The 18,213-nt window shown below is 43.4% G+C and carries 11 protein-coding genes; 4 read left to right on the forward strand and 7 right to left on the reverse strand.

All coding sequences use genetic code 11. The annotated features are described in order from the left end of the window. The first annotated feature begins 72 nt into the window (after positions 1 to 72). The 4 genes from gltB to mdoH all read left to right on the forward strand — a co-directional run bounded on the left by gltB (position 73) and on the right by mdoH (position 8,879). Entirely contained in the window at positions 73 to 4,560 is a 4,488-nt protein-coding gene (gene gltB / locus LEP1GSC192_RS11930; RefSeq protein WP_020770221.1) for a glutamate synthase large subunit, read from the forward strand. Positions 4,561 to 4,715: 155 nt separating this feature from the next. Next, a complete protein-coding gene (locus LEP1GSC192_RS11935; protein WP_232421016.1) occupies positions 4,716 to 6,311 on the forward strand; it encodes a glucan biosynthesis protein in 1,596 nt (531 codons plus the stop codon). After that, positions 6,298 to 6,708, forward strand: a complete 411-nt coding sequence (locus LEP1GSC192_RS11940) for a hypothetical protein (RefSeq protein WP_020770211.1) — start codon at positions 6,298 to 6,300, stop codon at positions 6,706 to 6,708. The genes LEP1GSC192_RS11935 and LEP1GSC192_RS11940 overlap by 14 nt, the downstream gene beginning before the upstream one ends. After that, positions 6,705 to 8,879 carry a glucans biosynthesis glucosyltransferase MdoH gene (gene mdoH, locus LEP1GSC192_RS11945; protein WP_020770234.1) on the forward strand — a complete coding sequence of 725 codons (2,175 nt, stop codon included), beginning with the start codon at positions 6,705 to 6,707 and terminating at the stop codon, positions 8,877 to 8,879. Before LEP1GSC192_RS11940 ends, mdoH begins: the two co-directional genes overlap by 4 nt. Before the next feature lie 165 nt (positions 8,880 to 9,044). Here mdoH and cfa read toward each other — a convergent pair whose 3' ends face one another. The 7 genes from cfa to LEP1GSC192_RS11980 form a co-directional block, all read right to left on the reverse strand. Next, complete coding sequence (gene cfa / locus LEP1GSC192_RS11950) at positions 9,045 to 10,163, reverse strand: cyclopropane fatty acyl phospholipid synthase (protein ID WP_020770237.1); 1,119 nt, start codon at positions 10,161 to 10,163, stop codon at positions 9,045 to 9,047. 212 nt (positions 10,164 to 10,375) lie between these two features. Continuing rightward, the gene (locus tag LEP1GSC192_RS11955) at positions 10,376 to 11,491 is read right to left on the reverse strand and encodes a hypothetical protein (RefSeq protein ID WP_020770207.1); all 1,116 of its coding nucleotides are present in this window, start codon (positions 11,489 to 11,491) and stop codon (positions 10,376 to 10,378) included. Beyond that, on the reverse strand, positions 11,491 to 12,291 hold the full coding sequence (locus tag LEP1GSC192_RS11960) for an RNA methyltransferase (RefSeq protein ID WP_020770194.1): 801 nt from the start codon (positions 12,289 to 12,291) through the stop codon (positions 11,491 to 11,493). The genes LEP1GSC192_RS11955 and LEP1GSC192_RS11960 overlap by 1 nt, the downstream gene beginning before the upstream one ends. Then, the gene (locus tag LEP1GSC192_RS11965; protein WP_020770248.1) at positions 12,288 to 13,160 is read right to left on the reverse strand and encodes a class I SAM-dependent methyltransferase; all 873 of its coding nucleotides are present in this window, start codon (positions 13,158 to 13,160) and stop codon (positions 12,288 to 12,290) included. Before LEP1GSC192_RS11965 ends, LEP1GSC192_RS11960 begins: the two co-directional genes overlap by 4 nt. A gap of 4 nt (positions 13,161 to 13,164) precedes the next feature. Further along, on the reverse strand, positions 13,165 to 14,412 hold the full coding sequence (locus tag LEP1GSC192_RS11970; protein WP_020770243.1) for a class I SAM-dependent rRNA methyltransferase: 1,248 nt from the start codon (positions 14,410 to 14,412) through the stop codon (positions 13,165 to 13,167). Between the two features lie 66 nt (positions 14,413 to 14,478). Further along, positions 14,479 to 15,765: a citrate synthase gene (locus LEP1GSC192_RS11975; RefSeq protein WP_020770253.1), complete on the reverse strand. Its 1,287-nt coding sequence runs from the start codon at positions 15,763 to 15,765 to the stop codon at positions 14,479 to 14,481. A gap of 154 nt (positions 15,766 to 15,919) precedes the next feature. Beyond that, complete coding sequence (locus tag LEP1GSC192_RS11980; RefSeq protein WP_020770189.1) at positions 15,920 to 18,175, reverse strand: lytic transglycosylase domain-containing protein; 2,256 nt, start codon at positions 18,173 to 18,175, stop codon at positions 15,920 to 15,922. Between the last annotated feature and the right edge of the window lie 38 nt (positions 18,176 to 18,213).

The following is an 18,213-nucleotide window of genomic DNA, read 5'->3' on the forward strand; positions in this document are numbered from 1 at the left end:
TCCCCGTCCGTGGACCAAGGCAAAGAGTAGAGTCCCGGATTTTATACCAACCCTAAAGAGGAACCTTAGCGGATGTTACACCTTGACGAACAGTTGCGGATCCAAAAGTACTTGGAGGAGAACGGTCTATACGACAGATCCTTCGAGCGCGATAACTGCGGAGTAGGCTTCGTCGCTTCTTATAAGGGCGAGTCCAGTCACCGAGTTGTATCTATGGGTTTGAAGGCGGTCGCATGCCTTACCCACCGTGGAGCCGTAGATGCAGATATGCAAACCGGAGACGGCGCCGGGATCATGATCCGTATTCCTAAAAAACTGTTTGCGAAATACATCGAAGAGATGGGTCACAGACGCCCAGATGAGGATTCTATCGGTGTGGGGATGGTGTTCCTACCAAGAGAGGACATAGACAAACAAGATGTTTGTCGTAGTCTCATCGAATCAGCACTAATGCAATTCAACTTCAAGCTATATGCTTGGAGATATGTTCCCGTAAATCCGGAGGTTCTGGGACCTAAGGCGAACGCTTCTCGGCCTCAGATCGAACAAGTATTGATCGGAAAACCGGATGGGATGTCAAACGAGGATTTCGAGACTAAATTATTCCTGATCCAAAAGAAAGTGATGAGAGATGCGCTCAGGCTTTCCATGAGCGAGGATTTCTATATTTGTTCCTTCTCTTCCGAAAGGATCACATTCAAGGGATTATTCAATGGAAACCAGGTCTCTCAGTTTTACGAGGATCTAAAAAGTGAGGAGATGGTTTCTCCTTATTGTATCTTCCACCAAAGATATTCCACAAACACTTTCCCAAGCTGGGCTTTAGCTCAACCTTTCCGGATCTTAGCACATAACGGAGAGATCAATACCATCGTAGGGAATAGGATTTGGATGCTTGCAAGGGAAGAGGAACTGGCCTGTGAAAAATGGGGGGAGTTCCAAAAAGAGATCCATCCGATCATTCGACCTCATTTATCCGACTCTGCAAGTTTAGACAACGCAATGGAAGCGATCGTACGTTCCGGTAAGGACGTTCTTCATGCAAAAGCGATGTTGATACCGAATGCGTGGAGTAAGAACGTTCAGATGACTGAAGGACTGAAATCATTCTACGAGTACAATAATACTCTTACCGAACCATGGGACGGGCCGGCTGCACTTGCTTTCGCAGAAGGTGATTGGGTCGGAGGAAGTTTAGACAGAAACGGACTTCGTCCTGCAAGATATGTGGTCACCGAGGATGGACTCGTCGTCATGGGCTCCGAAACCGGTTTAGTCCACATCGACGAAGAGATCATCACCAAAAAAGGAAGATTAGGTCCTGGTGATATGCTCGCGATCAACCTGAAAGAAGGTAAGATCTATTTTAACGAGGACGTCAACGCTCTATTCGAGAAAAAATACGATTATAGAGAATGGTCCAAAGAGAATGTGGAGTATCTGGATCAAACTATTGATGAATCTATTACTAAAACCATCACTTATTCCGGAGACGAACTGAGAAGAAGACAGATTCTTTTTGCGTATTCTCCATATAAACAAAAAGCGGTAATTAAACCTCAGGCGATCGCAGGTAAAGAAGCGATCGGTTCCATGGGAGATGATACTCCTCTTTCTATCCTAATGCTTTCTCGTATCGGACTATATACTTATTTCCGCCAGAGATTCGCTCAGGTGACAAACCCTCCGATCGATTATCTGAGAGAGAAGGGAGTTACTTCTCTTTATACTCGTCTCGTAAAGAAGACAAATCTTTTCGCGGATGAAAAACCCCAGAATTGTCTAGTACTTTCTCATCCATACCTAACCAATCTCGGATTACAAAGGATTAGGGACAAGGACGGAAAACAATACAAAGTCCTGACTTTGGATGCAACTTTCGAAGCTCATCATGAAGAAGGTGCGGCAAGAAATTATCTAGAACTTGCATTGGACCAATTACTTGCGGATGCGGTAAAAGCTGCGGAATCCGAAGTGAATATACTGATCCTATCGGATAAAAAACTGAACAAAGACCGTGCACCTATTCCTATGGAATTAGCAGTGGCAGCGGTCCATAATCATTTGATCCGAAACAAAAAACGTGCAGCGACTAGTATCTTAGTGGAAACCGGATCCGCATTCGAAATCCATAATGTGGCGGTTCTGTTAGGATATGGAGCTTCCGGTGTGAACAGTTACCTGATCTGGGACACTCTTCATGACCTATGGTCCAAGGGAGATTTCGATGCGGAAGACGGTACTCGTCCATCTTTCGCTACTCTATGCAGCAACTATCGTGCAGGGGTGGATGACGGACTTCTGAAGATCATGTCTAAGATGGGAATTTCCATCATGTCTTCCTATGTGGGCGGACAGGTATTCGAAGCGATCGGTCTTTCTCGAACTCTAATTTCTAAATACTTCCCGGGAACTTATTCTAGAATTTCCGGGATCGGTATCGGGGGTATCGAGCAGAATATTCTGCGCAACCACGACTCCGCATTCAATAAAGAGATTAATCCGGAAGACTTTATCTCCGAAAAGGACGACCAACCTCATAGATGGTCTCCTAAAGTAGTAAAATTCATCCGCAAAGCGGCGGTGGATAATGATTATGAAGCATTTTTGGAAGCTTCTAAGTTAATGGAAGAAAGTGATCCGATCAATATCAGAGATCTATTCGATTTCGTAGATCGTGCACCTGTTCCGATCGAAGAAGTAGAAACGGTTTCCGAGATCCAAAAACGTTTCTTAACCCCCGGTATGAGCCATGGCGCTCTTTCTATCGAAGCTCACACCGATCTTGCGATCGCAATGAACCGCTTGGGAGCGAAATCTTCCTCCGGAGAAGGTGGAGAGAATCCATCTCGTTACGTCGTGGATTCGAAAGGGGATCTGGCGAATTCTTCCATCAAACAAGTCGCTTCTGGAAGATTCGGAGTGACTTCCGAATATCTGAACTCTGCAAAAGAGTTGGAGATCAAAATCGCTCAGGGAGCTAAACCGGGAGAAGGTGGACAACTTCCAGGCAAGAAGAACAACGAGGAGATCGCGACGAACCGCCATACTCCTCAGGGAATCGATCTGATCTCTCCTCCTCCTCACCACGATATTTATTCGATCGAGGACTTGTCTCAGTTAATCTACGACTTGAAACAAGCCAACCATACCGCTCAGGTTTCCGTTAAGCTGGTATCCGAAGCGGGAGTGGGAACGATCGCAGCCGGTGTTGCAAAAGCGAACGCCGACGTGATCCTGATCTCGGGGCATGTGGGGGGAACCGGAGCAGCTTCTCTTACTTCCATCAAACATGCCGGATCTCCTTGGGAGCTTGGGCTTTCGGAAACACATCAAGTTTTAGTAATGAACGGTCTGCGTGATAGAGTGGTTCTCCGTACGGACGGAGGTATCGTTTCCGGAAGGGACGTGATCATCGCTGCATGTTTAGGTGCGGAAGAATACGGGATCGGGACCGCTTCCCTTGTCGCGTTAGGTTGTATCATGGCAAGAAAATGCCATTTGAATAACTGTCCTACGGGGATCGCTACCCAAGACCCTAAGTTCAGAGCGAAGTACAAAGGATCTCCCGATCAGGTCGCTACTCTGATGACTCTTCTTGCTATGGAAGTTCGTGAGTATCTGGCTAAGTTGGGATTCCGCTCTATGGACGAGATCATAGGCAGAACGGACCTTCTGAAACAGATTACACGTTATGAACAAGACCGCTTGGATTCTTTGGATTTGAATCCGATTTTGGTACGTCTTCCTCTTCTTTATGACCCTAAGAAGAAAAAAGACAGATTCGTAAGAAGAGAATCAGTCGGTGAAGTTCTGGACGATCGTATCCTAAAAGATGCGGAGCCTGCGTTAGAAGGAAAAACTTCTATGTCACTTTCTTATTCGGTGAAAAATACGAACAGGACTGTGGGAGCGAAAGTTTCCGGAATTATCGCACGTAAATACGGCTCCAAAGGTCTTCCCGGAAAATTGGAAATTATTCTCGAGGGAACCGCAGGTCAGTCCCTAGGAGCATGGCTCGTAAAAGGAGTACAGATCACTCTTCACGGGGATGCAAACGACTATGTGGGAAAAGGACTTTGCGGTGGAACGATCGTAATTCGCAAACATAGACGTTCCAAATTAAAAGCGTATGAGAATGTGATCATCGGCAATACCTGTCTTTACGGTGCTACTTCCGGAAAACTTTTCAGTTCCGGTAGAGCGGGAGAAAGATTCGGAGTAAGAAACTCCGGAGCGGATGCGGTTGTAGGCGGAGCAGGCGATCACTTCTTAGAATACATGACTAGCGGGACAATCGTTTGTTTGGGAACAGTCGGTAAGAATATGGGCGCCGGAATGACCGGAGGAAAGGCTTACTTCTTCCAGAAAGATTGGGAGTTGGAACCTTTAATCAACAAAGAATACGTGAAAATCGTGGATCTAGAAAACGAAGATTACGATATCATAAAGTCTTTAATTACTGAACATACCAAGTTAACCGGATCCGAACTTTCTGAAGAGATCTTGAAAGCTTGGGATGATTCCAAAAAGTATTTTGTGAAAGTGACACCTAAATAAAGTTAATTTTTAGGATCTGATTTCGCGTATCAAGGGCAAGGTTGAGATGAGTTCGATGGGGATTCGGGCTTAAAAGACCTTGCCCTATCTATGTACGAATGATACACTGGTCATGAGATCCGTTCTGTCGAAAGGAAGGATAAGAATTGTTACGTTTGCATATAATTCTAGCCTTTGTGGCGACTGCCTTACTCTTTGCCGTCGCAGATAGACAGCAGAGGCGGGATAGAGAAGAACCCGATTTCTCTTCTTCTCCTTTGCTTAGCGTGAGAGAGGGGGAAATTTCCGACCAACAAACTCATCCTACCTTCAAATTCTCATTCTCCGACCTCAAATCAAGAGCGAGGGCATTATCCAAACTACGTTACATTCCGCCTAGACGTTCCACTACCGACTTTTTAAAAGGTCTGCCTTGGGACCAATACAAGAATATTTATTTCCGTCCCGAAAGATCCGTATGGAAAAAGGAAGGAAATCCTTTCCAGTTGCAGTTTTTACATCCTGGGCATTTATACAATACCAATGTAAGAGTATTCGAAGTACGAGGTGATTTCGCAAGAGAGATCCCTTACGATCCTTCCGCCTTTGATCTATCCAAGTTAAAAGGTGTGGGAGAACTTCCACCTAACCTGGGTTATTCGGGATTCAAGATCCACTTTCCGATCAATACACAAGAACATACGGATGAGTTTGCCGTCTTCCAGGGTGCAAGTTATTATAGGATCATTTCCAAAAAACAATGGTATGGGCTTTCCGCTCGTGGGATTGCAGTCAATACTGGTATGCCTTATCCGGAAGACTTTCCTTCTTTTCGGGAATTTTACGTAGTCAAACCGGACAAGACCGATTCTTCGATCACGGTATATGCTCTTCTTGACGGAAAAACTGCTACTGGTGCTTACGAATTCCAGATCACTCCGGGAAAAATTTCCGCCGTTAAAGTAAGTGCAGAGGTGACTCTGAGGACGAAGGTAGATCGGCTTGGGATCGCTCCTTTAACCAGTATGTATTGGTATAGCGAGACGCGAGGAATTCCTAAAGGACAAGCATATCCTGAATCCCACGATTCCGACGGCTTATTGATCCATTCCGGAAAAGGAGAATGGATCTGGAGGCCCCTTGACAATCCGAAACGTAGCACTACATATTCTTTTCATGACGAAAATCCAAGAGGGTTCGGACTGATCCAAAGGGACCGGGAATTCCAGAATTACCAACATAGCGAAATGAAATACCACCTCCGGCCGAGCGCCTGGGTGGAACCTGAAATTCCCTTTGGAAAAGGGGCAGTTCATCTTTTGGAAAATCCTACCATCCAGGATTCGGATGATAATATGGGGGCCTATTGGATGCCTGAGCCTCTTCCCCAACCCGGAACTCCATTCGATTTTTCTTATACGGTTCGTTGGCCGGATACGGATCCACTTCCTGATTCTTTGGCAAAAGTGGTAGCTACCCGGATCGGGGACGCACAAGGAGATCCGGACTTGAAGATGTTCTATGTGGATTTCAAAAGTTCCAACTTAAGTTCTTTGGATCCGTTCGCATACATTCAGGCAAGGATAGATACGGGAGAAAATGCGGAATTATCCGAATATTCCGTTCAAAAGATTGAAGAGACAGGAGTATGGAGACTAACCTTCGGAGTATATCCTAAGAACAAATTTAGGCCATCCGATCTGAAGGCGGCATTGAGCAGAAACCAAGAAATCATTTCTGAAACCTGGAATTTCGTACTTGAGCCGAACTAAGAAAAAACAGGAATTCGAGAGAGACTCGAGTCATTCGGGAAATCCTCATCTTTCCAAAGAATGGGAACGTCTGGAACTTTACTTAAGAGGGATGGGGATCGAAGATAGTTTAGAGATCCATAATACTCTTTCCAAAGTTTTCGAAAAATCCAACTCCTCGGACAAAAATATATTCGAAATTTTTAAAGAAGAAACCTCCGTAAAACTACATCGTGAGTGGGAGAGTAGCTTGCCTCCTTTGGAGCCCGGTTCAATGGTCCCTAGACCGATCGATTTCGGGCCGCTTGCGGACCTGGCTTCTCCTTCTGCGGAAAAACCGGAACCCGTTGCTCTGGTCCTTACTGCATTATTTTGGGCCGCTGTTTATATTTCTCTGGCTTTTTGGTATTTTTCATGACTACGGAAACTTTTCCTACAAGTATACCCGAGCCTGAAGGGATCTTAAAAGAAGCCTTTGACTCCAGAAAGTTTACGTATAGAAGATTGGGTTTCGTAGGAGTTCTCGGACTTCTTTCCTTATTCGGGATTTATTTAGAATATCGTTTTCTTCTAATAAACGGGATCTCTCCGCTTGAATGGGCGACACTTTTGCTTTTCTGTTTTTTATTTCCTTTATTGGCATTCGGCGCCACCACCGCGATTTTTGGGACGATCCAAAGGATCAGAGGCGGAGATCCCACACGTATCTCCGGTTTGATTGCCGGACAGAAAGTGCACCCGAACGAACTCCCGCCAACCGCAGTAGTGATCCCGATCCATTGCGAGGATGTCGCCAGAGTAGCAGCAGGTCTGGAATCCATGATGAAGTCCGCAGCTTCGGTGGGTCTCGGAGAAAACTTGGACTTCTTCTTATTATCCGATACTACCGATCCGGACATTTGGCTGCAGGAAGAGAAAGCATTCTCTAAACTTTCCAGAAAACCGGAAACAAAGGGAAGGGTATATTACAGAAAAAGAAGGATCAACCTGAACAAAAAATCGGGGAATATCGCGGATTTCTGTAGGAGATGGGGAAGACGTTATAGGTATATGATCGTCTTGGATGCGGACAGTCTGGTAACCGGTGAATGTATGCTGAATCTGATCCGTCTCATGGAAGCGGTGCCTAACGCAGGAATCATACAAACCGTACCAAAGATCGTCCGAGGAAAAAGTTTGTTCCAAAGGCTCGCACAATTCGGGACCTGGCTGGGTAATCCTATTTTCGGAGCGGGATCTTATTATTGGCAGGTATTTTCGGGGCCTTTCTGGGGCCATAATGCGATCGTACGATTAAAACCGTTTATGGAACATTGCGGACTTCCCGGTTTACCTGGAGAAGGTGCCATAGGAGGAAAGATCCTTTCCCACGATACGGTAGAAGCGGCCTTAATTAGAAAAGCTGGATATACTGTTTGGTTTGCGTACGATTTAGAAGGTTCTTACGAGGAATGTCCTCCCAATCTTCTGGAAAGTTTGAAAAGAGACAACCGTTGGTGCCAGGGTAATCTACAACATTTTTGGTTCTTGTTCGTAGGTGGACTGCGGATTTCCAGTAGGATCCATATCCTTCTGGGGATCTTATCTTACGGAAGTTCTCTTCTTTGGGCTTTACTTTTGATTGCCACTAGTTTTACCGTAATGGCGGATACTGATTATTATCGATTGGCATCTATTCCGGAAGAATGGGCACAATTTCAGGAAAGCATGTACCTTCCCGTATTCTATGGATTACAAATTTATACTATATTAATATTATTCATGCCTCGAATTCTTTCCTTTTTGGACGGTTTATTTTTCCGTAGAAAAGAAAGTGGGATCGGGTTTTTTTCCTTTATCTTTTCCTTTTCGGTCGAGTTTATCCAGTCGGTGATCTTAGCCCCTGCCTATATGGTCCAATATACCAGATTTCTATGGATGACTTTCTGGAATAGAAAGATAGAATGGGGGCCTCAAAACAGGGATCCGGCGCAGGGGATCGATAGAATGGCAGCGGCTCGCGCCTTACTCCCTCAGGCATTTTATGGTACAGGAATTTCTATATGGCTATTCGTTTATTATCCTGTTCTTTTTTATTGGTTATTACCGATCACCGGTGGTTGGCTTCTTTCTTATTTCTGGGCAGTATGGACTTCGTCTTCTAAGCAGGGGGAAATTTGGAAAAGAAGGGGATTTCTTTTAACTCCCGAGGAAACCAAAAAAGATCCTCTTTTGACGGATACTGAAAAATTTGAAAAAGAATATTCGGAGTTTTTGGAAGGAATGGGATCGGGAAGAGGGATTTTTCTGTCCGTAGTAGATCCTCTTCTATTCCGTTTTCATACTTCTCGTTTGAGAACTCGAAAGAAAGAGTCGGATGCACGCAAAAGATATATGGATACTCTGGTCTCTAACTGGAAAGAATCCGGTCCTGATTCTTTGAATCCAAAGGAAATGAATAGACTTCTTTGGGATAAACGTACATTAAACGACCTACATTTTTGGTTTTGGGAAACGGATCTTTCGAAAACACATCCGTGGTGGAAGGAAAGATTTTTAGAATACCAAACCAGGATACGCAGAGAACAGATTGTTTCCTGGTTTAGATAGCGAAGTCGCAGAGTCAGCAAGAGTTACTGAGTTGTTTTCGCGCAGAGATGCGAAGTCGCAGAGGTGATGCGATGTTGGAGTTCCTACATCGCCTTCACGATTCGATTAAAGTTTCAAAAACCTTGGTGCTCTCCGTAATCTCAGTGTTCTCGGTGCGAACCCTTTTTACCTCACAGCTTGATAGACTTCTTCTCTGGCTCCTTTAGAAAACACGAACTGCCAGAGTTGGATTTTCCGGGAGCGAAATGCACCTGCACAGCTTAAAAGATAAAATTCCCACATTCGTCTGAATCTTTCTCCGTACTTCTTCTGGATCCGGCTCCATCCCTTTTCAAAATTATGATACCAGGCCATGAGTGTCTTATCATAATCTGGACCGAAATTGTGAAGATCTTCCAATACGAAAAGGTTTTCACTCGCCTTGGTAATCTGCGCCGCAGAAGGAAGATGTGAATTCGGAAAAATATATTTTTCGATCCATCTATCGGTCACTTTGTGAGAATCATTGGAGCCGATCGTATGAAGTAAAAATAATCCTTTATCCTTTAGAGATTTATAAACTATTTCCATATAGGTTCGATAGTTTTTATAACCAACATGTTCCATTTGGCCTACGGAAAGGATGGAATCGAAATTGTCTTTCACATCTCGATAGTCCAACAATTCGTATTTTACCTTTAGGTTTTTGGATCTTGCTTCGGCGAGTGCCAATTGTTCTTTGGATACGCTGATGCCAAAAACTTCCGCTCCATATTCTTTGGCTGCATATCTGGCAAGGCCTCCCCAACCACATCCTATATCCAATACCTTCATTCCCGGTTGGAGATCCAACTTCCGGCAGATCAGATCCATTTTGTTTTCTTGGGCTTGGTCTAAGTTGTTAGCGTTCTTCCAATATGCGCAGGAATAAACCATTTCCTTGTCTAACATAAGCTCGAATAGATCGTTCCCAAGATCGTAATGTCTTTCTCCGACCACGAAAGCCCTGTTTTTAGACTGTCGGTTTAATATTACGGATTCTAGATATAGAAATAGATTCCCCCAGGTCTTCGCTGCTTTCTCTATACCTTTATCTAATAGCCTCCGGACTGTTTCGTCGAAACGATCGCATTCGAACCAACCGTTCATATAAGCTTCCCCCAAACCGAGTGAACCGTTGCTGAGAATTTTTTCGAATAATCTATCGTCCTTTACTCGGATGTCCCAATCCGCATTTCCTCCGAAGCTGACTCCTGCCTTTGCAAATAATTCTTCTACTTTACCGCGAACTCTTTCTTTCCACATGATGTTCCTCCCTAAGCAATCGCAGTCGGGGCTTAAAATACTCGATTTTTATACGGAAGAAAAGTAAAAAAAGTAGGAGAGAGTGTTCCAAAGGGTTAACACTCTTTAAGCGAAGAGTTGATATTCGTCAATCGTCGACGTTAAGTAGCGGTTTGAAATAGTTGTAGACCGTATTCTATTTTGCCAAACGCATGTTAGTCGAATGAAGATACTTATTTGATAAGTTCAAGGATCGAATCTTGGATCTCTTTGATGGCGTCGTTTTGAAATCTGGGATCCGGAATAACGTTAGAGGATATCGCGACCTTGGAAGCGTCCTCCCAACGGAAGGAAAATAGGTCCTTTTGAGAGATATAGGAGGATCGATAATGAGATTGTAGCGCTTCTACCAAATATTTGTATTCAGGAAAGTTGCCTCTATCAGTGTAAAGTATGGGAGTTTCTGCAAAATAGGACTCACTTAAGATCCCATATCCCGGTTTGGTCAATACGAAGTCGCTAGCTCTAAGTAGATCCGGATAATGGCAATGTGGAATGGTTACGATCCCCAGATTATTTTTAGCCTCTATCTTCCATTCGATTCCTCCGATTACGATCCTTCTTTTAGAGGGGTCCCATTCTCTCCAATCGAATTGAGAGGAATCGATTCCATAAGCTCCGAAAGAAAAAAGATAATATTCAATTCCTTCTTCAAAGCCGTAATACTTTCTGGCTTCTTCTTTAGTTAGATTGGGCTTACGTCCTAATAAACCGATGTTTTTGGTTGAATGGATGGAAGTGACCGGACAAGAAAGGGGAAGAACCAGCCCCAAATCGCAAAGCGCGTATTCTGTCTTTAACTCTTCGGAATATTTTTGGAATATGGAAGATTTATAATATGAATAGATATAATCCCAGGTAAAATTTCCCAAAAATAAGGAAGGGATCTTTAGATCGTAGGAGATGAGAAAGGGAAAAGAAGAAGAATCAGACCAAATTATATCCGGTTTTTCTCTTTTAATAACTTCCGTTTCCGATTGTAGGAGTGATTCTTTATTCTTCTTAAATTCTAAAATTTCGGATTCGGTGGAATCCAGATCCATTCCGAGAGAATCTTTCTGGACGATACCAACGTCGCTTCTCGTTTTTCGAAACTGGATCCTTGGTCTGACTTTTCCCCAAATACCTGAAAGATCCAGGGAAGATGTAAATTCTTCTCCTCTGGGAGAATGAATGGTCGCGGTCCATTCGGGATTTTGGAGTAATATCCGGATGATCGCTTCTAAGCTGCGGCTAATATGACCAAAGCCGTGGCCGCTCACGAATGCGGAAATATGGATCTTTTTCATTACCGATTCTGTCGAAGTACTTCGTACATTAAAATTCCTGCGGACATTGCCAGATTTAAACTGTCTGCCACTCCCTTCATGGGAAGAGAAATATAATGGTCACTTTGAGATCTTGTATATTCACTTAGACCGTATTGCTCGCTTCCGAAAACAAGCGCGACCTTTCCTTTTAAATCCGCATCCCAATATAAGGAGTTTGCCTCGGGGGTCACTGCGAAAGTTTTATAACCTGCATTTTGTAGAATAGGATAAAGTTCCTTAATATCGGACTGGAAAACATCCAAGGTAAATATTGTTCCGGTGGAAGAGCGGATAACGTTCGGGTTGAATAGATCCAGTCTTGGGTCCGCAACGAAAACCTTATGAAATCCTGCTCCTTCTGCGGTCCTTAAAATGGTGCCGAGATTTCCCGGTTTTTCCACACCTTCGATTACGAGTATCGGATCGTCCGATAGTTTTGTATTAGGGGATAAGGAAAAGTCAGGCAACTCGGCGGTGGCAATCAAACCGTCCGGTCTATCCCTGTATGAGATCTTTTCGAAAATCTGTTTCGGAACGAGGATCGTTTTCGCATCTATAGAAGATACGAGGTCTTCTTCATTTTCGCCTAAATAACAAGCGGGGCAGATAAGTAAATATTCGAATTTGACCTTGCCTGAGACTTTCGCTCTTTGAATCTCTCTAAAACCTTCTATAAAAAATGTACCGGATTTCTCCCGGTTCTTTTTTTCTTTTAATCCGGAGATATATTTCAGCTTTTCATTTGAAAAACTGCTGATTTCCAAAATGTTTTTTTTCAAAGTTTTACTCTATTCGAATAAAATACGCAGTTGGAACCCGCCGGATGTAATCTTCCCGTGGACTCCGAAATGGAAAGTTCTTCCGTGAGATAATTCCCGGGAGTTTTGATCCTTCCTTCCAGAATCCTTCGAAGCGCCAAAGGACTGAATCCTGTGGAATGACAGGTCAAGAATACGAACTCCGGCTTATTATCGCATAATTTCATAAGAAGGTCCATCATCTCAGGCAGATCTTTTTCGATTTTGAATACTTCTCCGCTTGCTCCTCTTCCGAAAGTGGGAGGATCCAAAATGAAACCTATATATTTTTTCTCTCTTCTGATCTCTCTATTCAGGAATTTTAATACATCTTCCACGATCCAGCGCACTTTTTTTCCTGCGAGACCGGAAACTTGTGCATTCTCTCTGGCCCATTCTACCATTCCTTTGGAAGAATCCAAATGGCAGGCATCCAAGCCGCCGGCTAATACGGATAAGGTGGAAAGTCCCGAATAAGCGAATAAATTTAAAACCTCTCCCTGTCCGGATAGTTGTGAAGAAACATTTCGGATCCGATCCCAATTACTCAATTGTTCCGGAAAGATCCCAAGGTGCCCAAACGGAGTAAAACGTATCTTAACCGTTAATGGCGGGATCTGGATAAGAAACTCGTCTTCCGAATCCGGTCTGGATGCCCCTTTCCAACTCCAATTTCCACCACCCTTATCGCTTCTGTGATATTCTCCATCGGCGTCTTTCCAAATAGAAGGTTGAGTAGGCGGCCATGCGGCAACCGGAGAAGGACGGATCACTTTATAAGGGCCCACTTGTTCTAACTTTTTGAAATTTCCAGAATCGATGAGTTGGTATGTATTTTTCGTAGTGCTCATAAGTTCACTGATCTAAGGGCTCGCATTTTTTATAGATATGGACCTTGAAATATTTCCCTTCCGGAAATTCCTTACGCGTAGGATGATCCGGTTCCGGTCTTAATTTGAAAAGATCTTTGTACTTCCATCCTTTGTTTGCCAAGGTTTCTCGACCAATCTTTTCGAATTTGGACTCCAAGATTCTTCCGGAACAAGAAAGTAAGATCAGGTCTCCTCCCGGTTCCAAATGAAAGAGTGCCTTACTAATTAGACTACGATATGCTTTTTTGCCTGCGGGGATAGAGGCCTGGTTCGGAGTCAGATTGGGTGGATCCAATATGATAAGTGAAAATTTTCGGCCTTCTAAAAATCCCCAGTCTTGGAATAGATCCGCTCGGACGAGAAGATGTTTGCCTTTTGTGAAGATCGTGTTTTTTTTCTCGAAATTCGGGATCTCTTGTTCGGGTAAAATGCGGGACGCAAATTCTTCAAGAGCTTCTTTCGCTCCATCGGCAGATAAGACCGACTTTGCCCCGGCTTCTTCCAAACAAAGGGAAGTGAGTCCGGTATGAGAGAATAAGTGTAGGCAATCTCTGTCGCGGGCTAATTCCGATTTTTCTAATATAAACGAGCGAAGATTTCGTACATCTAAAAAGAATCCGCCTTTCTGACCGGGGATCTTCGTTTTCCAATGTACCTGATTCAGAAAAATTTTTTCCTCGTAGGGAATTTCCTTTTTGCCACGCAGAAAACGAACAGGCAAAGATTTTTCGGAGCCGATTCTCTGGGGAGAGATCCAAACGATCTGTTTTGGGATTGGTTCTTCCACACTAGGAGCTGCCGAATAAAGAAGTCGAACTACTAATCTGGAAAACTTTTGTAAAGATTGAGAGTATGTCTGGACGACCCAAGTGGATCCATATCGATCCACTGTGACTCCAGGAAAAAGATCGTTCTCTCCATGTATAAGTCTGTACGCGTTCGTTTTTGTTCTAAGAGGTTTTCGAAGTGCTAATGCATTCTCAATCGTTTGCCTTAATTGAAAAAGGGAGAAATCATTTCCTCTTTGGATGATCCGTATTCCGATCGGACCGGAAGAAGAATAGATCCCGAATCCTAATGTTACGTTCGTTCCGGAAACAAGTCTCATCCAATCTCCATCTTTGAATGCGGAGATCGCAGTGGATAATTTTCCGTTTAAGATCCACGGATGTCCCGAATTCAGGATGAATTCGGTTGTTTTGTTGAGTTGGTAACGGCGAAAACGGTTCATTCCAGAGTACGTAAAAAAGGACAGAGCGTAACCCTGTCCTTTTAAAATTATCAGCCTTAAAAAATTTTACTTTTTCTTAGCCTCGTCATAAGAAGTATTCGTAGCGCCCGTATAGATCTGACGAGGTCTTCCGATCTTCATATCGGGAGATTCGATCATTTCTTTCCATTGAGCGATCCAACCCGGAAGACGTCCCATCGCGAACATTACAGTAAACATGTTCACAGGAATTCCAAGCGCGCGATAGATAATACCGCTATAGAAGTCCACGTTCGGATATAATTTTCTTTCCACGAAATAAGAATCTTTGAGCGCAGCTTCTTCTAATTCTTTAGCGATATCTAATAGAGGATCGTTCACTCCAAGTCTAGAAAGAACCGCGTCGCATGCTTTTTTAATGATCTTAGCGCGAGGGTCGAAGTTTTTATAAACCCTATGTCCGAATCCGGAAAGACGGAATGCGTCGTTTTTATCTTTTGCTTTTTCTACGATCTTTTTCACAGGAAGACCGGAAGCTTTGATCTCTAGTAACATTTCTAACACTTCTTGGTTGGCTCCTCCGTGACGAGGCCCCCAAAGTGCGCAGATCCCTGCGGAGATCGCCCCATACAAGTTTGCGAGCGATGAACCCACCAAACGAACGGTAGAAGTGGAACAGTTTTGTTCATGGTCCGCGTGAAGGATCAAAAGCAAATTGAGAGCTTTTACGATTTCCGGATCGATATAATAGTCTTCACTCGGAACGGAAAACATCATATTCAAGAAGTTGCTGCAATAATCCAGGTGGTTCATTGGGTGAACTGTGGGTTGGCCCAATGATTTTTTATAAGCGAACGCAGCGATCGTAGGAAACTTCGCTAAAAGACGAACCATAGAGATATGTCTATGATCCGGATTTTCCGGATCATAAGAATCTTGGTAATAGGTAGAAAGGGAACCGATCATTGTGGACATGATCGCCATCGGGTGACCGTCTTTTGGGAATCCATTATAAAGACGTTTTAGATCTTCATGGATCAAAGTATGCATAGTCAGCTCTTTGTCCCATTCTTGTAGTTCTTTGTCGGAAGGAAGATGACCGTAGATCAAAAGGTAAGCCACTTCGGTGAAGCTTGATTTTTCGGCCAATTGTTCGATCGGGATCCCACGGTATCTTAAGATCCCTAATTCTCCGTCCAGGAACGTAACCGCGCTAGTGCAGGCTCCGGTATTTAAATAACCGTTATCTAATGTAATGTATCCTGTTTGCTGTCTGAGTTTGGAGATGTCTATGGCCTTTTCGTTTTCCGTTCCCGTAATGATGGGTAGTTCATATTCTTTACCGTCGATTTTTAAGATTGCGGTGTTTGCCATTTTTTACTCCTGTTAGATGAATGATATCGGACGAACCGGCATAAGGTAGACCTTGGGACATTGAGACGAAATGAAAGACTCGGCCCGGTCCTTAGAACTATCCTATGAATCGGAAATTCTAGACAATCCAAAAAAAAGAATCCGTTTTGTCCGCTCAGCGGTTTTTGTACTGCCTTAAACTTTGGTAATTATAGTAGTTCGACGTTACGATCCTGCAATAATCACGGGGTTCTTTGAGAGGAAGTTCCTCTAAAAAATGATTAAAATCTCCGTGATAATGATTCCGTTTCCATTTTCTGAGATTTCCGGGACCTCCATTATAAGCAATAGAAGCCCATTTCAAATCGTTTTCATTGGATGAGAGAAGGTATTTTAGGAATTTTGCACCCATTTGGATAGAAATTTCCGGATCAAAAAGAGAATAAGGACCAAGTCCCAAACCTTGGGCTAACCCTTTTCCGGTAGGTCCCATAATCTGCATGAGACCTCTCGCATTGGAAGAAGAGACTGCATTCTCCTTAAAAAAGGACTCCTGTCTCATGACCGCATACACGATATCTTCTTCGATCCCGAACGATTGGGAATAATGAGAAACAATATCCCTATGGGGTCTAGGATAGATCCTGGACGCGAGTTTAGAAGGAAGAAGGATCACATCATCAGGGATCCTTCTTCTTTTCATTAGATTTCTTGTATGGAAGACTGTCAGATATTGGTTACCGGTCACCTCTCCCAGGGCGGCCAAAATTTCGTCTTTTTCCTCTTCGGATGATCCGGTTTGTAAAACGTACTTATCCACGAGAGAACTTGCGTAAGCCATTTCTCCGATCTCTAAATATTCTTTAGCATTTTGTAATAGATGGTTTCCTCTCACCTTGCTATGAGCGGAATCGATCCGAATATCCAAGGAGAAGGAGTCGGGAAAATAAGCGAATTCCAGATCTCTTCCCAGGATCTTGTCCGAATATTTGGGATCTCCCGAGGTTAAGGAAAGATATTCGAATAATGAATCCTTACTCCGAAGAGGACTATCCGGTTTCTGTATGGAAGAGATCTCCGTCGCAAATTCTTCCCGGATCACTCTGGTGTAATAAGAACCCGGAATGAATTTATAATAAGATCGTAACCAAGAGAGAAGTTCTTCCTGTTTACCCTTGGATTTTAAACTTCTCAAATACCAATAGACTAATCTACCTTTGACCGGAAGATTCGGGATCCGCTTTAGAGCCTCTTTCCAATACGATTCTTCCAGAAAATGGGAATGATCCCCGATCAAAAGATCGATCAGCTCGTCTTGTCGGATCAAATTATAAGGATTTTTTTCCAGAGAAGAAAGTAGTCCGTTAAAATATTTATCCCTTTCTCCCAAACGTTTATAAGCTCGTGCATACGCATATTCCACGGATTCGGAAGAAGAAAGATTCGTTTTTTCTAATAAATCCAAACCTGATTTTGCAAGATTTTGGTTGGAAAGTTCCACGGACATCGCCGCGGTAAATTCGGGAAAATATTCCGCAAAACTTCTATGCCTAGAAAAAATGGAAGAAAGTCTTTCCGGAAAATATTGGACTAACCCTCTTGCGGCTGCTTTCCAGCTTTCCGGCCTTTCAAACGTGGTAGAATTAAAATATTGGTGGGATGAAATGAAGGATTTTTTATCGCTGCTGTTTAAGAATGGCAGAAATAATACTCCTTTTTCCAAAGGGATCTGTTTATAAAAAGATTCTCCTTTCCAAGTCCTTAGATCCGTATAAATATCTTTTTTAACGTAAGAAGGAACATTTCCATCTTCTGCGAGAGCGTATAAAAGATTTTCTCCTTTTTGTGTTTCGCCGAATTTGTACAATGCCTTGGCGTATCTATAGTAAGCCATGGCTCCGAAATATTCTTTTTTATCCTTCTCCGAAAAACTTTCGGCGTAAACTTTTGCCTCTTTGAATTCTCCGTTTTCGTAATGAATCCTTAGTATTTCCCCGATCACATTTTTATACACCGGATCATAGTCCGGAGGAAGTTTTTTTAAATATGAGATAAGTTCGGAAGAAGATACACTTTTTCTTTTAACCATTTCCTCATACAATTTCCAAAAACTCATTTTGGTGATTGCATTCAAAGGTGGGAGAGGGTTCTTGATGATACCCTGAAGTTCGTCCTTGGTGACGCCTACTACGAGTCTGCCCTTTAAAAGGGAAACCAGATATCTAAATTTATTTCCATGGTCTCCGTCCGGATGGTTTTCATGAAAACGTACGAGAGCATAGACCTCGGACTCTTTGGAAGGGGGCCTTTCCCGGAAAATCCTGCGTATTTTTTCTAAACTATAGGATTTGACCAAGTATTTTAGGTCGTCGTCCGCAAAAAGACTGCCGACAACTAGAAACGGGAGTAACCCCAGAATCGTTTTTTTCATGCGATTCTTCTCACTTAATCCGCCTTAAAAAGGGTTCA

Origin of the sequence: Leptospira sp. B5-022 (assembly GCF_000347035.1) — a bacterium.
GTDB lineage: Bacteria > Spirochaetota > Leptospiria > Leptospirales > Leptospiraceae > Leptospira_B > Leptospira_B cinconiae.

Coding starts and splice junctions, on each gene's coding strand:
- LEP1GSC192_RS11980 (WP_020770189.1), bottom strand. CDS start 18,175: ATGAAAAAAACGATTCTGGGGTTACTCCCGTTTCTAGTTGTCGGCAGT.
- LEP1GSC192_RS11965 (WP_020770248.1), bottom strand. CDS start 13,160: ATGAGCACTACGAAAAATACATACCAACTCATCGATTCTGGAAATTTC.
- LEP1GSC192_RS11975 (WP_020770253.1), bottom strand. CDS start 15,765: ATGGCAAACACCGCAATCTTAAAAATCGACGGTAAAGAATATGAACTA.
- LEP1GSC192_RS11970 (WP_020770243.1), bottom strand. CDS start 14,412: ATGAACCGTTTTCGCCGTTACCAACTCAACAAAACAACCGAATTCATC.
- gltB (WP_020770221.1), top strand. CDS start 73: ATGTTACACCTTGACGAACAGTTGCGGATCCAAAAGTACTTGGAGGAG.
- cfa (WP_020770237.1), bottom strand. CDS start 10,163: ATGTGGAAAGAAAGAGTTCGCGGTAAAGTAGAAGAATTATTTGCAAAG.
- LEP1GSC192_RS11955 (WP_020770207.1), bottom strand. CDS start 11,491: ATGAAAAAGATCCATATTTCCGCATTCGTGAGCGGCCACGGCTTTGGT.
- mdoH (WP_020770234.1), top strand. CDS start 6,705: ATGACTACGGAAACTTTTCCTACAAGTATACCCGAGCCTGAAGGGATC.